Genomic DNA, 14870 nt, shown 5'->3' with positions numbered 1-14870 from the left:
CGACGGCTTTTATTAGTTTTTATTGACGAATATAAGTACATTTAAAATAAATGTTAGTAATAGACGATAGAGTAAGTTTTTGAGAATACTTGATTAAAACGTAAACATGATTATATCTAAGTTAGATTATAGCACTTTAATTTTTTTTAGGTGATTTATTGAAATTATTTTGTAATTAATGTTAAGTCATTAATAATAAAAACTTTACTCTTTTATCCAAATAAGTTAATTGTATTAAGTATGCATAGGACAAAAATATACTTTAAAAAATAATTTTTATATTTTATAATATATAACAATTAAGCTGATAAAATTATAAAAATAAAAACTGCAGAAATTGACTTATGACTCCAAAAATTATTCCATAAGGATAATCAAATGGGAAATACTATGCTTATATTTAAAAATGTATAAAATTCAAGAAATGGCAGAGTAGATAAAATTTTTAAAAAATACAATAAAATAATAATTTTTAGATTAATTATTCAAAAAATAGGGAAAATATAAGAATTTATAAAAAATACTAGAATATCAAAAATTTTAAATGGCCCTTGAAATAAAAATTAATTTTATACAAAATAGTAACAATTTAATCTTTCAAATAAAGAGATAGAAGTAAAAATAATTTCCGTAAAAATATAAAAAATTCCAAAAGCCTGGTAGTGCAAAAAATACTGTAAAGAAAAATAAAATACTCTTAATACTTAAGTATTATATAAATGCTTAATTTCAAGCAAAAACTAAACAATAAAAACAGGAATTTTATATAGATTTATTATGTAAAATTAGATTTTATTGTTAAATCCGATATAGAGAAAACATTGTAAAATACAATTTATAGAAAAATTAACAATTCATTTTAAAATGAACAGTATTTACCTGAGTTAATTAATCTAAATATTTATCACAAAATAAGAAAATCTTTCTAAGGAAATCTAAAATGGATTCTAATCAACTGTAAGCATATAAAATTATTTACTTTTAAATACTTATTTATAAATATTTAGTTTCATAAAAAATAAGATAAAATTAAAATAATTTTTTTAAAAACCCACTATACTAAGTAGTATATTCAATTTACTAAACAAGAACTTAAGGTCAACTAGTATAATGTTGCCCTATCTATAATCAGCGAATCAAATATAGTATAGTAACAAGTATAATAGTTGAGCAAACTACCTGATGATGATTCATCGGAAACAGTTATTAAAAATAGTGTTGAATAAGTATTTTTCGAGCTCTATTTTTGAAATTTGGACTCAAGTATTGCTTAGACTTAAAAATCTAGTTATGTATATTAGATTGAACAGTGTAATTGATGGACTGTTTTGCATAGCTATTGATTTGGTGAATCCAGTCAAACAAAAATACGTTTAGCTATCCTTATTCGACTGGGCTATATCATAAGGATCCACTATATTATGAGAATCCTACGGCTTCAACAAAACTAAAAGGAGTGTAAATTTAAATCTAATCCCGATCTCAAAAGTATGTAACCCATCCTTAACGATACTTAGAATCCTTTGTTCATCGGGTCTATAATAATGGGACAAATTCAGCCGATTATGAAGTTTATTATTTATGCCTGCCGCCAACGAACTCTCTCATCAAACTCACCAAAAAGTAGAGCAGCTACCCCCTTTAATCGTTGATTCTGATTCTCAATCTGTTGCTGACACTGAGGACCAACCTCTCCTTTTTCAGGCAATTGGCACTCTTTATGGGACTCCTCATCAAGAAGAAGAGGGAAAATTTGCCCTCGCCATCGCAGGAAAAAATTACAGTTTATTCTTTCCTGGCTATCGCTACAAAGCTTGGCTGAAACAACATAGCAATTCTCCTGAAAACCCTATCTATTTGCGAGTTTATCCTAAGTGTCTGCTCATTCCCAGAAAAGACCCCATTATTCGCTTTCAAGTTGCCGCTTGGGGAGAAGAAAATCAATGGGAGGAAACCCGAGGAATTTTTAAGTTTCGAGGAATTTGGCAATTTGTTCCTCAATTAAGAACACCAGTGATCTCGATCTATAGAAATTCTAATGCCACTGACCCGCAAGGGAAATTTAAAGCTTCTCATCTTCCCGTATTGATGCGCCGTAATGACGATCCGCGTCCCTTCAAATTTAATCCTAAAATTCCCAAGGAACAATTACCCAAACGCTGGTTTATTCAAGCCGTTTTCAAGTTCATCCCTTCCCGTAATTGTTGGGGATGGATTGAAGATCTTGAACTGCCAACCGAGAGGATTCCTCGTTACCGCAAGCCCATTAAACCATCTGTAGAACAGCCTCCTCTTCAAGACAACAAAACATTTTTTGTTAAACCCCAAAAACTTGCTAAACCTAGTCTAATAATCGAGAAAGAGGCGGTATTCACCAAATCAGAAATACAAACCACCCCCTCGATGATAACAACTAATCAAGAGTCATCTAAGTCTAGGGTACTCACTAGATCTCAAATGGCTGAGAAGTTAGGCATTAGTGATTCTACTCTCTATAAAAGGATTTTCCAATCCAAGCAAAATTCTGATCCCCCTGTGATTGAGTTGGATGAGCAAAAATGGCACTATGTCGATAATCCTGCTGGGAAAGGGAAGGTTTTTCGACAGGAGCCTTAAATTTAAAACAATAAAAGTAAATTAAGCTCATTGAATTAACTCACATCTTTTTTAAATTAAGGGGGAAAATATTACACAAAAAATAGCCTTTTTCTCGTGAAAATTGATGAACTTTTTGTCAGCAATCAAAAACCCCTTCCAAGAAAGAGGAAAGGGCAAGCAATTGTGGCGAGAAAAAATTTGAATCCTCACCAGGTTTACAATTTTGTTCCACACGCAGAACAAAAATGATTGGTTGTCGGGTTTTTCTCGCCACAATTGGTACAGCATATCGATGTGATTGGTTCTCCAATAGCTTTGCGCTTTGGTAATCCAAGCATTTGGGCGTTACTCTTCCCTGGAGCTACCATAGGATAACAGTTCTCATTCTTAGTCACATGAACATCTATCAACACTGGTCCGTCATAGGCTAACATTTGAATAATCGTCTTCGATAGTTGAGAATGTTCTCGTACAGTCATCCCTTTGACTCCAAATGCTTGGGCTAAGAGCTCAAAATTAGGCATTCCAACTTGCATATTGGAGGAGGAGTATCGTTCTCCAAAGAAGGTTTGTTGCCATTGACGCACCATGCCCTGCCAACCATTATTAATAATAATTGTTTTGACATTAATCCTATATTGTGATAAAGAAGCTAATTCTTGAAGATTCATTTGAAAACTGGCATCTCCAGTAATACAAATAACTTCTTCATCAGGAACTGCTACTTTTGCCCCCATAGCGGCGGGCATTCCATAGCCCATAGTTCCTAATCCTCCACTAGAAATCCAGCGACGAGGACCATTTTTTAAGAATTGAGCTGCCCACATCTGGTGTTGTCCCACATCGGTGGTATAATAGGCATTGGGAGCCTGAGAAGCTACCTCAGCAATGACTTCTTGGGGTGAAATACTATGATCATAGTGAGGGACAACCAAGGGATATTCTACTCGCCAACGATCAATTCTAGCCAACCAGGACCGAGTTATTCCTACGTCGGCAGGTAAGCCTAATTCCTTAGCCCTTTTTAGTAGTTGTTCTAGAACCCAGCATACATCTCCCACAATGGGAACGGTTGGGGCACGATTTTTTCCGACCTCTGCTGGATCGATGTCGATGTGGATAACTTTAGCATGAGAGGCAAATTCTTCAAGTTTTCCCGTTACCCTATCATCAAATCTCGCCCCCACCGCAACTAAAAGATCACATTCGCTTACAGCAAAGTTAGCATAGGCGGTTCCATGCATTCCCAACATGGCCACGGAGAGAGGGTGATGTTCATCAAATACTCCGATTCCCATTAAGGTAGTAGCAACGGGAATTTGGAACCGTTCGGCTAGTTCTTTAACTTGGGCATGAGCATTAGCAGAGATTGCTCCCCCACCTACGTAAAGTAAAGGTCGTTGGGCTTGTTCAATTAGGCGCAAAGCTGCGTTAATCTGACGAGGGTTACCCTTGACTGTAGGGCGATACCCTGGTAGTCTAACCTGTCCGAGGTCAACGGGAATATAATCACATTCTTCAAGACCTACATCTTTAGGAACATCAATTAGTACAGGTCCTGGCCGTCCTGTACTGGCAATGTGGAACGCCTCAGCAACTATCCTAGCCATATCCTTAGCATGACGAACCACATAAGAATGCTTCACCAGAGGTAGCGTAATGCCAAAAATATCAGTTTCTTGGAAGGCATCGCTTCCAATGGATGCTCGTCCTACCTGTCCAGTGACAATAATCATGGGAATTGAATCCATGTGTGCCGTGGCAATACCCGTTACTAGGTTCGTCGCTCCTGGACCTGACGTTCCGAAACAAATTCCTACTTTACCAGTTGCACGAGCATAACCATCGGCTGCATGAGCGGCAGCTTGTTCGTGTCTCACCAGGAAATGTTGTAAATATCCTTTGCTTTCAGCCCTATACAGTTCATCATAAATGGGCAGGATAGCTCCCCCCGGATAACCAAAAATATGTTTAACACCTTGACGAACTAAGCTGTCTATTAGGACAAAAGCTCCTGTTCGTCGTTGAGGAGTTCCAGGTAAAGTTGAAGCTATTTTCTCAATTGAAGAAACCACAGGGTATACCGTCTTAAACTTATGTCTATAAATTTCTATTTTAGTTTTCTTGTTTTGAAAGCAACATCAAGATATATTCGCTGAATAGCTTAGAAAAGTTTAACCGAGCCATCGGGTGACAAATCTTCAGTTCATCAGAGACTACCTGTATTTTCCCAAACAATGATTCATTAAATTCTAAATTAATGGTTAAGGTGAGTTGTTTTAGGTTTTCCTTGCAATCAATAAACATTATTCTATAATTTTTTGTTGCATTAGCAAACTAGGTGATCAGCAAAATTGCTGGGTATAGGTATAACTGAGATTTATGTCTACTTCTCCCTACTTACATCAAAACCTTCACGCTGCACTGAGTGTAAATATCAACTATTCGTTTCTAAATCTGTCCGTCCCTTACTTACATAGTAACTAAATCCTTTTCTTTTAAAGGATCGCAATTATTGCGTTCTCTTCAGGAGATTATCGTTAGTGATTGTCATTCGTTTAATATTTGCCTTATTGAAATCTAATAATGTAGATTATCGTTTCAACAATAATGTTAATCCATCAGCAATGGGAATTAAACTAATATTGACTCTTGAATCGTTATAAATTTTTTCATTTAAAGCTCGCATTTTTTGGGTTCGGTTATCTTTAATATTTTCATCGACAATTTTTCCTCCCCATAAAACATTATCAATAGCAATTAACCCTCCAGGTCGTACTAGTTTCAAAACTTGTTCGTAATAATTATCATAATTGCTTTTGTCAGCATCAATAAAAGCAAAGTCAAAAGTATTACCCTGTCCTTCAGCTATCAGTTTGTCTAAGGTTTCTAGAGCTGGAGCTATCCGTAAGTCTATCTTGTGAGAAACTTTAGCCTTGTCCCAATAATGACGTGCGATAGTTGTATATTCTTGACTTATATCACATGCTATTACTGTACCTTCATCAGGAAGAGCTAAAGCAACCGCTAATGAACTATATCCCCTAAAGACTCCCAACTCCAGGGTTTTTTTGGCTCCCATTAACTGAACCAGCAAGGCCATGAGTTGACCTTGTTCAGGAGCAATTTGCATCCTAGCCATAGGATAGTTAGCAGTTTCTTGACGAAGCTCTTTTAGAATACTGGGTTCTCTGACAGAAACCAATTTTAAATACTCATACAATTTTGGGTCAATTCCCAGAGTTTTATTGAACATAACTATTAATTATTAATTAATTTTCACTTCCTCCTCCCACAATAGTAACAACTTCTAAGCGATCATTTGTTTTTAACTGGGTGTTATCCCAATATTGTCGATGCAGAATTTCTCCATTATATTCCACTGCTACTAAACGTGGATTTAATCTCATTTTTTCCAAAAGTTTTGGTAAAGTCATATTAGAAGGACAAGTTGTTGATTTGCCGTTAACTTGTAGGGTAATCTCGGATAAGGCGCTCATAGAATAGTCCTAGTTACTGTTATAAATAACTTAGTTAAAAATAAAGTTTATGATAAAATAATTTGAACATTTTAAATCAGCCGATGGTTAATTTTTTCAGTAGTTCTTGAGTAATAGTAGCGGGGTTATCTGCTTCCATAATAGCACGAACAATGGCTACTTGTTTAGCTCCTGCTGTAATTACTTCATTAATGTTTTCGTGATTAATTCCTCCAATAGCAAACCAAGGAATGGGGGAATGTTTTTGAGCATAATTAACATAGTCTAAACCGGCTGGAATTTTTCCTGGTTTGGTAGGAGTTGCATAGACTGGACCCACCCCAATATAATCTGCTCCTTGAGTGATCGCTTGAGCCATTTCTTGAGGATTAGTGGTCGAACACCCGACAATACTGTTTGGTCCTAAAATCTGTCTTGCTAAGGATATAGGGATATCTTGTTGTCCTAAATGTACTCCATCTGCATTAACGGCTAATGCTAAATCAACCCGATCATTCATAATAAACAAGCCATTATAATCATGGCATAACTGACAAATATCTCTAGCAGTTTGTAGGATAAAAATATCATCGTTATTTTTATCCCTATATTGAACTAAAGTTACCCCCTCTTTCAAAGCAGATTCAACAATTGATAAAATATTTTTCGAACTAGAAGTCACTAAATAAAGTAAAGATTTGTTGAGTTTTTGATAACGATTATGGGTCAATAAATTACTCTCTAAAATGTAAACCTGATAGCGAATATTTTTAAAAGTAATACCCATCTCAACTTGATAGAGCTTACCATATTCTTCTAGGACTCTTAATGCTTCTTGAATACGGCATAAATTAGATTGTAGAAGATCCTCAATACTTCTACGGGTTTCTTCTTGAGGATGGGATAACATTGTTCCAGGATCATTTAAAGTATCCCTCGCAAGACGTATTTCATGAGAATGCCAACGCGCAACTTCTTGGCGCATTTGCTTACATTCTTCGGCCAACTGACTATTTTCCAGTCCAAAGCGACACCATTCTTCGATAATTCTTAATCCTTCTCTGGCGCGATCGAGGTTAGTATCCAAAATACGAGGAATAGACCAACCTTTCCTAAAATCTTTATTCATTAAATCTCCATGATTCAAAAACTTATACCTACTAAACTCCTAACATAAGTTAGAGTGTAATTATCCTAAACTTTTCTGAAGTTTTATCGTGTATTCTTTAAATCTTTCTAAATCAGCTCTAACGGTTGACTCGACAATTCTTCCTAAAAATAAACTTTCCATCAGTTGTCCTAAAAAATTAGGGATATTATAAGCTATTGTTAAGCGGACAATACTTTTTCCATGACGATCATAAAATCTAACTGCCCCACGATTAGGTAATCCCTCGACAGATTCCCATTGTATAATTTGGTGAGAAACTAATTTCAGAATCCGAGATAACCAAGTAAATTCAAAGCTACTACTCGCTAATTTCCATCGAGACAATTCAGGATCATTTTCTAATACTTGAACTGAGTCTATCCACTTCATCCAGTGAGGCATTTGTTCAAGATCTGACCAAAGACTCCAAACTAAGTCAATCGGAGCATCCACTTCAACTTGTACGCTATGTTCTAACCAATTAGACATTATTTAGTTAAGATTAACGACTGATTAATAAAGAAAGTTAGCAATGCCCACTGTCCTCAGTATATTAACAAGTTATGATAGGTTAGTGATAGGTTTTAACGTTTTATGCTTTTTCTAAAATAACTTTCGCAGCTTGTTTTCCTGAAATTGTTGCCCCTTCCATGCTATCAATGTAATCCTGTTGAGTATAACTTCCTGCTAGGAAAAAGTTAGAAACAGGAGTATCTTGCGTAGGACGATAAGGATCTATTCCGGGCGCTTCTCGATACAAAGACTGTACTAGTTTAACAACACTATACCAAATCATTTTTAGATTTTTTGAGGAAGGGAACAGATTATAGACTTGATTTAAAATATGATAAGCAATAGTTTCATTCTTCTCTTTAATAAATAAATTACCAGGAGTTAACACTAGTTGTAATAAAGATCCTTGTCCCTCTTTATAATAATCTCCAGGACTTGTTAAAGCCAAATCAGCAAAACAAGAGAAATCTGCATCAGGTGTATACAATAAGTTATCGAGTCCAACTGCTTTTTGTAATTGTTCGCGTTTTTTGGAATCCTTTAATTCGGTCACCCAACCATCAAAGCGTAATTGTACCGTCACAACAGGAACTGTTTCCAACTTATAAATATTGTCAAACAGTGACCACTTACGCCAGTTTTGAGGAATTATTCGTTTAATTCCAGGGACATCACAGGCACAGACATAAATGTCTGCTGCAATGATTTCTTCGGTTTTTCCATTGGCAACAGTTAGTCCAGTTACCTGAGTTCTATTATCATTTTCTTGGAATAAAATGTTTCTAACACGCCGTCGTGTATAAATTTTTGCTTTCCTTATTTCAAGGTAATCAATAATCGGTTTATGAATATATTTATAAGGAGAACCTTCTAACATTTGTAACACAGATGCTTCAGTTTTCGTAGCAAAAAATAGAAAAATTGTCAGCATACAACGAGCTGAAATATTTTCTGTATCGATAAATCCTAAAGCGTAGGCGATGGGATTCCACATTCGCTTAAGGCTGCCATTATTTCCCCCATGTTGACGAAACCAGTCTGCAAAGCTAATAGTATCTAATTCCCTGATAGTTTTTATTGCCCTATTGAAATCTATTAATCCCCATACAATAGGGCTGATTCCTAAAGCTAAAGAGTTAGAAATTTTATCAAACGTAGAAAGTTGAGAAGTAGTAAAAAAAGCTTTTAACCCATTAAAAGGAGCACCAGCAAGGAAACGAAAATTTAATTCTCCAACCCGTCCACCTTTATTAATAAAGGTATGGATGTGTTGTTTTAGACGTAAATTTTGGCTTGCTCCCACTTTTTCCATTAGAGTAAATAGATTGTAATAGCAGCCAAAAAAGACATGTAACCCCATTTCAATATGATTCCCTTCATCATCGGTCCAACTGCCTACTTTTCCTCCGATAAAAGGGCGAGATTCTAAAATTTCAACCTCGTAACCGGCATCAACCAAATCAATAGCGGTGGTTAGTCCGGCTAACCCTGCACCAACGATTACAACCCGCATTCTATCTTCCTTAATTTATTTGATTTATTTTTACAGATTGTAATAGATGAGCTATAGCTCAATCTATTAACTGCACTTTAATTGCTGTTTATTGAGTTTGATTCAATAGCAAAAATATATGTTTGTTGACTATTTTTATCCGTCCCACTCTTTTTTTATATCTCCTAGGTTCAATTTAGCTAAATCAATTCTCTAAAATATTTATTTAACTATCGCTTATAATTTTGTCAAAATTATAAGCGATAATTTAAAACCGATACAAAATATTATCTATAAATTCTGCCTAACCTCTTGAAATAGAGAAGTCAAGTATAATGTTGGGGCTCTACCTAGCTCTAGTATAGTAGAAATCTGCTAAATATTAACATGGACTTATTTCACTATATTGTTGATAACAAGCAAAATATTAAAACCTCAAATAACTTTTAAGTTATTTGAGGTTTTAATATTTAAAATATTTTATTTATAAAATATGTCATATATATATATTTTTTGATAGTATTGAATTATAAATTTTCAACAATAATATCTTCTATAATCGAATTCTTTAAATATTAAATTGCCTTTGACATATGTTCTTGTTTGTGAAGACATAACACTCTAAAATTTGATAAATAAATTATTTTGTGTAAGTATGAGTATAATCAGTTATTTTTAAAATTTAAAGTTTAAGTATTTTTTGTTTAACACCTAAAAAATTAAGCATATTAGAATTACTTTTTTAAAATTTAATGTAGTTAGTTATCTTACTCTCTATTCTTCTAGAGAGATATTTTTTGAAAATTAATCACAACATATATAGCAAGATATCTATAAGCTTTAAATACCATCATAAAAAAACTGATAAAAATATTTACACTTGCGATAACTAACTCCTGATTTTACAAAAATAATTTAAAATATTTAATATCAATAAATTTATTATTTTTGGAATTTTTTTTTTAAAAAATACTCATTTTCTCTTCCTTGAACAAGATACTAAATACCAGATCAATAAAATAAATTAATTTTCTATCGTTTTCTAACCCTTTCGAAAAGTATCAAAAATTGTCTAAAGTTAAAATACTTCAAATATCCTCTGGAATATAGCCACCGTCGATCATTGTTGCATCCAACAAACACTAGTCTTAATTAACTATTAAGATACATTGTCAATGACTAGCTTAATGCTCCTAACAAGTTGCTATTAATTAATTAATAGTAACTTGAATCGTCCTTATATAATGTTCTAAGGCTGTAACAAAAAAGTTAAACAGATCATAACCTAAGGAATAGATTCCTGCTGTATTTACCCAATTGTCTCTTAGGACGTTTCTCAATCAAGGCATGAAGTATAACAAACTAAACCATAAATACTATGACCTCCTTAACAACAGACTCAAGCCCTCTAAAAAGAGCTTCCCTTCCTCCTGAAGATGCACAGAAAAAGGTTAGTCAGTTTATGAAAAATCTTCAAGATGAAATCTGTGCCAAACTTGAAGAAGTTGATGGTCAAAGTAAATTCCGTGAATATGGTTGGCAACGAGAAGAAGGAGGAGGAGGGCGTTCCCGTGTTCTTCGTGATGGTGGTGTGTTCGAACAGGGTGGAGTAAACTTCTCAGAAGTCTGGGGGCAACAGTTACCTCCGTCTATTTTGATACAACGACCAGAGACTGAAGAGCATGGTTTTTATGCTACGGGGACCTCTATGGTTCTCCATCCCTGTAATCCCTATATTCCGACTATTCACCTCAATTGTCGTTATTTTGAAGCTGGTCCCGTGTGGTGGTTTGGGGGGGGGATTGATTTAACCCCTTATTATCCTTTTGCTGAAGATGTTGCCCATTTTCACCGTACCCTTAAAGAAGCTTGTGATAAACATCATCCAGAATATTACGCTGTCTTTAAACCTTGGTGTGATGAATATTTTTATCTTAAGCATAGGCAAGAAATGCGCGGAGTCGGTGGCATTTTCTTCGATTATCAAGATGGCTTAACTTCTTTATACCGCGGTCCTTACACTGACAAAGCAGCGTCCCTTCACAGCAACCAACTGCTTCCTTTAGAACCCCGCACTTGGGAAGACCTTTTTGCTTTTGTTAATAGCTGTGGGCAGGCTTTTTTTCCAGCCTATGTTCCGATCGTGGAAAAGCGACGCAATACAGAATATGGAAACAGGGAAAGGCAATTCCAATTATATCGACGGGGACGATATGTAGAGTTTAATTTAGTCTATGATCGCGGGACTATTTTTGGGTTACAAACCAACGGACGGACTGAATCAATTCTCATGTCTTTGCCGCCATTAGTACGTTGGGAATATTGTTATTCTCCTGAACCGAATACTCCTGAATTTGAGTTACGTGACACTTTCTTGAAACCTCAAGATTGGGCGAATTGGCATCAATGTTAAAAGTCAGCACAAGAGTTAGGTTAAACAGAAGTAGTCAAAATGATTAACCTAAATTTTAGAATACGTGTTAGCCTATCACTTGCAAATAAAATTTATCCTTATTCAGCCCTATCCTCGTTCAATTTGAGCAAAAATTTCTGCTAATATTTGATCTGCACCGGCATCTCGTAAACATTTAGCTAAATCTAGTCCTATTTGCTCTGCAAACTTTCTTTGTCCACTAATAGTGTCTTTAATTAGGATTTGACCATCGGGACTAGCCACCATTCCCGTTAAAGTTAGGGTATCTCCTTCGATAGTTGTATTCACACCAATCGGAACCTGACAACCGCCTTCTAGTTCTCGTAAAAATGCTCGTTCAGCATAACAGCGATCTCGGGTCGGTTCGTGTTCTAATACTTTGAGTATTTCTAGGATCTCTTCATCTCTTTCACGACATTCGAGCCCTAAAGCTCCCTGTCCTACAGCATGAAGGCAAATCTCTTTCTTAATGACTTGATGGACGCGATCACACATATCTAAACGCTGTAAACCTGCTACAGCTAGAACAATCGCATCGTATTCTCCCTCATCAAGTTTTCTAAGGCGAGTATTAACATTACCTCGCACCTCTTTAAAGGTTAAATTGGGAAAATGACAGCGCAGTTGGACTAAACGACGTAAGGAAGAAGTACCAATAATTGCCCCTTCGGGTAAAGTCTCTAATTGTTTCTCCTGATGCTTTTTATTAAAAACAATCGCATCAGCCGGATCAATTCTTTCAGTAACACACCCTAACATTAAACCATCTGGTAGATTAGTAGGGAGGTCTTTGAGAGAATGCACGGCAAAATCAACTTGATTTTGCTCCATGGCTACTTCTAATTCCTTGGTAAATAGACCTTTATCACCAATTTTAGCCAGGGGAATATCGAGAATTTTATCGCCTTGAGTATTCATGGTTGCCACGTCAAATTGGCGTTCAGGATAGTAACTTTGCAGTTCTTTTTGAACCCAATAGGTTTGTACTAAAGCTAACTGACTTTTACGCGAACCGATACGGATGGGGCGATCTGGTATAAAAACAGCCATAGATTTTGTTAATTTAGGTGAGGTGTAAAGCGGTTGTTTGTCCTATCTGCTGTACTCAAGTAACTAATTATACACAAGACATTGATCTATACAGAAGTACTTAAGTGACGGAACGTAAGGAAAGAAAAAGGAAGTAGGAGCTCTATGCTGTAAGCGATATTTACTGATATTTGATAATACTTCAGACATAAAATATAGTCCCAATCTTATCGAAGTATTTATTATTTTGTGATTAAGATCATTTCTGTATTTTTATTCTTTCTATCAATTAACGGAATTTTTAAAAAAAATAAAATATATTCTTCTTATTTTAAAATAGGTAAAATGATAAATACTCAAATTACTGTTTAAGCAAATTTTTAAAAAATTTAATATATTTTAAGGCTCTTCTGTTTTGTAAAAAATATTTTCTAGATAGATTAAATATCATCATGGTTTAAATAAACCATAAATAATTTATTTCATAAAAACCATAACCAGTAAAAGCCTATATTCATAGGAGTTAAATAACTAGACAACTTAAGTAAGTTAATTAGTTAACTATTAGAGATTTAACTTGTATGGAGAAAACAGTTTATCTAATAATTAGTAGTTTTTAAATGGAGTATAATTAATGTATATGTACATTAATATAAGAGCAAAAAAATATATATTAAAGTATTTAATATAGAAAATATTAAAAATATCTCAATTAGTGATACAAAGAATGTAATCAAAAGAAATAAAGTAAGTGAACAAGAAACAGAAAAAATTCTATTGATCTACATTAATAGTTGCAGATAAAAAAATAATAATAATGAAACAACAAAAAAATCATCATATGATCTAAATAAACTTAGACAAAAAAGAAAATTAATTACTTATAAGATAGCCAGAAAAAATAGTACAATATTTAATATTAAAGAGAAGGTAATTATTATTGAAATTTTAAAATTAAATCTAAATATCTAGAAAGTATATTATCTATTTTAAATAAATTTTTGCTACAAGTTATAGTATTAGCAGGCATATTCAATGCAATAAAATAAGTTAATGCTCAATTCAGTAATCTAAAACAAATAAAATAAGAATATAGATAGCTTATAAATACTAGTTAAAAAGAAAAAATATGTCATGATTAAATAAAAGGCAAACAGATTTATTTAAAAATAAAAAATAAATCAAATTTTATATACAAAACATTATTTGTCATAAAAAAATATATAAAATAATCCTAATTAATTACACATAATAAGTTCTATAATACCAGGGGTTTTCTGGGCTGTTACAATTTAATAATATTTAAATTCCTGTTTTTAACATTAATTAAAAAATAGCACTCTTAGGAGCTACGATTTACTCGAGAAAACCCTAACGAAGAAGGCTTTAGTTATCCATCCTTCTTCAGGTCTTACGATTAAAGAGTATCACTACAAAGTAGGACTTCCTTAGGGAATATAAAGTTTTGTTAGGTTTGGTTTTGAGGGGCTATTTAAGCTCATAGAGCTTCATTTAACAAAATATTCTGGTGCAGAGTCTCTTAAACTAGAGGTGTTCTGCTGCTCGCAATTCTTGAGAAACAGAATGTTTAAAGTCGGACCAAGGATGTCCAAAAAACTCATCCGAAGTCTATTTACAGGAATAGATAGCATGAAGAAGCATAATCTGGATAAAGTGATTGAGACTGGGTCTATGATAATACAAAGTGAAGAATTCACTTGTTTTACATTTCAAACAGTAATGTTTTCGAAAGTCGCACCGTGAATGGCACACAATAACCCACTATCTATAACTCAACGACTTCTATCATAATGGAAGAGGTTAAGAGTCAAGTTGTGGAACCCTTAAAGAAAGAGAATAAGGCAGAGAATCCCAGGTAAGCTAAAACTAAGGGCAAATAACTAGCTAGACAGTTCCAAAGAATACATCAAGAACACACTGACGAATACCGTGATAGGAACAGAGAAAGCAATGGGGTTGTAAAGATGAATGTTGACTAGACGGAAAGTTTTAAACTATTCTCTCGACGCGTCTAACTGCAATAATTATTACATAAATCAATCTCCAGATCCTTATTAAAAACAATGTTAAAGAGTTATCTCAACTTCTGTTTTGAAGACGCCTAAGTTTATAATACTCAGAGAATTGTGAGAAATTTCTACTTTTCTTGAGTTA

9 protein-coding genes are annotated in these 14870 nt (G+C 34.1%); 2 read left to right on the top strand and 7 right to left on the bottom strand.

Annotated elements, in window-relative coordinates; all coding sequences use genetic code 11:
- Window positions 1–1581: 1581 nt before the first annotated feature.
- Window positions 1582–2616 (top strand): hypothetical protein, encoded by a 1035-nt coding sequence (locus ETSB_RS03450; protein ID WP_044106310.1) that lies wholly within the window; start codon window positions 1582–1584, stop codon window positions 2614–2616.
- A gap of 197 nt (window positions 2617–2813) precedes the next feature.
- Here the strand turns inward: ETSB_RS03450 and ilvB are convergent, their stop codons facing one another.
- The 6 genes from ilvB to zds form a co-directional block, all read right to left on the bottom strand.
- Entirely contained in the window at window positions 2814–4673 is a 1860-nt protein-coding gene (gene ilvB / locus ETSB_RS03445; protein ID WP_044106309.1) for a biosynthetic-type acetolactate synthase large subunit, read from the bottom strand.
- A 518-nt stretch (window positions 4674–5191) separates the two neighbouring features.
- Entirely contained in the window at window positions 5192–5854 is a 663-nt protein-coding gene (locus ETSB_RS03440; RefSeq protein ID WP_044106306.1) for a class I SAM-dependent methyltransferase, read from the bottom strand.
- Between the two features lie 16 nt (window positions 5855–5870).
- Window positions 5871–6098 carry a sulfur carrier protein ThiS gene (gene thiS, locus ETSB_RS03435; protein WP_044106305.1) on the bottom strand — a complete coding sequence of 76 codons (228 nt, stop codon included), beginning with the start codon at window positions 6096–6098 and terminating at the stop codon, window positions 5871–5873.
- Window positions 6099–6174: 76 nt separating this feature from the next.
- Window positions 6175–7206, bottom strand: a complete 1032-nt coding sequence (locus ETSB_RS03430) for a thiamine phosphate synthase (protein WP_044106304.1) — start codon at window positions 7204–7206, stop codon at window positions 6175–6177.
- A 60-nt stretch (window positions 7207–7266) separates the two neighbouring features.
- Entirely contained in the window at window positions 7267–7716 is a 450-nt protein-coding gene (locus ETSB_RS03425) for an SRPBCC family protein (RefSeq protein ID WP_044106303.1), read from the bottom strand.
- A 103-nt stretch (window positions 7717–7819) separates the two neighbouring features.
- The gene (gene zds / locus ETSB_RS03420; RefSeq protein ID WP_044106302.1) at window positions 7820–9253 is read right to left on the bottom strand and encodes a 9,9'-di-cis-zeta-carotene desaturase; all 1434 of its coding nucleotides are present in this window, start codon (window positions 9251–9253) and stop codon (window positions 7820–7822) included.
- 1357 nt (window positions 9254–10610) lie between these two features.
- Between zds and hemF the strand changes: the two genes are divergently transcribed.
- Window positions 10611–11645, top strand: a complete 1035-nt coding sequence (gene hemF / locus ETSB_RS03415; protein WP_044106301.1) for an oxygen-dependent coproporphyrinogen oxidase — start codon at window positions 10611–10613, stop codon at window positions 11643–11645.
- Between the two features lie 108 nt (window positions 11646–11753).
- Here hemF and hemC read toward each other — a convergent pair whose 3' ends face one another.
- Window positions 11754–12716: a hydroxymethylbilane synthase gene (hemC, locus tag ETSB_RS03410; RefSeq protein ID WP_044106300.1), complete on the bottom strand. Its 963-nt coding sequence runs from the start codon at window positions 12714–12716 to the stop codon at window positions 11754–11756.
- Between the last annotated feature and the right edge of the window lie 2154 nt (window positions 12717–14870).

This window comes from cyanobacterium endosymbiont of Epithemia turgida isolate EtSB Lake Yunoko (genome assembly GCF_000829235.1).
Lineage (GTDB): Bacteria > Cyanobacteriota > Cyanobacteriia > Cyanobacteriales > Microcystaceae > Rippkaea.
This window is presented reverse-complemented; position numbering and strand designations above follow the sequence as displayed.

What these genes read in the sequence shown, in the direction of transcription:
- ETSB_RS03450 (WP_044106310.1), top strand. Translation starts at nt 1,582, where the DNA reads ATGCCTGCCGCCAACGAACTCTCTCATCAAACTCACCAAAAAGTAGAG.
- ETSB_RS03440 (WP_044106306.1), bottom strand. Translation starts at nt 5,854, where the DNA reads ATGTTCAATAAAACTCTGGGAATTGACCCAAAATTGTATGAGTATTTA.
- thiS (WP_044106305.1), bottom strand. Translation starts at nt 6,098, where the DNA reads ATGAGCGCCTTATCCGAGATTACCCTACAAGTTAACGGCAAATCAACA.
- ETSB_RS03430 (WP_044106304.1), bottom strand. Translation starts at nt 7,206, where the DNA reads ATGAATAAAGATTTTAGGAAAGGTTGGTCTATTCCTCGTATTTTGGAT.
- ETSB_RS03425 (WP_044106303.1), bottom strand. Translation starts at nt 7,716, where the DNA reads ATGTCTAATTGGTTAGAACATAGCGTACAAGTTGAAGTGGATGCTCCG.
- zds (WP_044106302.1), bottom strand. Translation starts at nt 9,253, where the DNA reads ATGCGGGTTGTAATCGTTGGTGCAGGGTTAGCCGGACTAACCACCGCT.
- hemF (WP_044106301.1), top strand. Translation starts at nt 10,611, where the DNA reads ATGACCTCCTTAACAACAGACTCAAGCCCTCTAAAAAGAGCTTCCCTT.
- hemC (WP_044106300.1), bottom strand. Translation starts at nt 12,716, where the DNA reads ATGGCTGTTTTTATACCAGATCGCCCCATCCGTATCGGTTCGCGTAAA.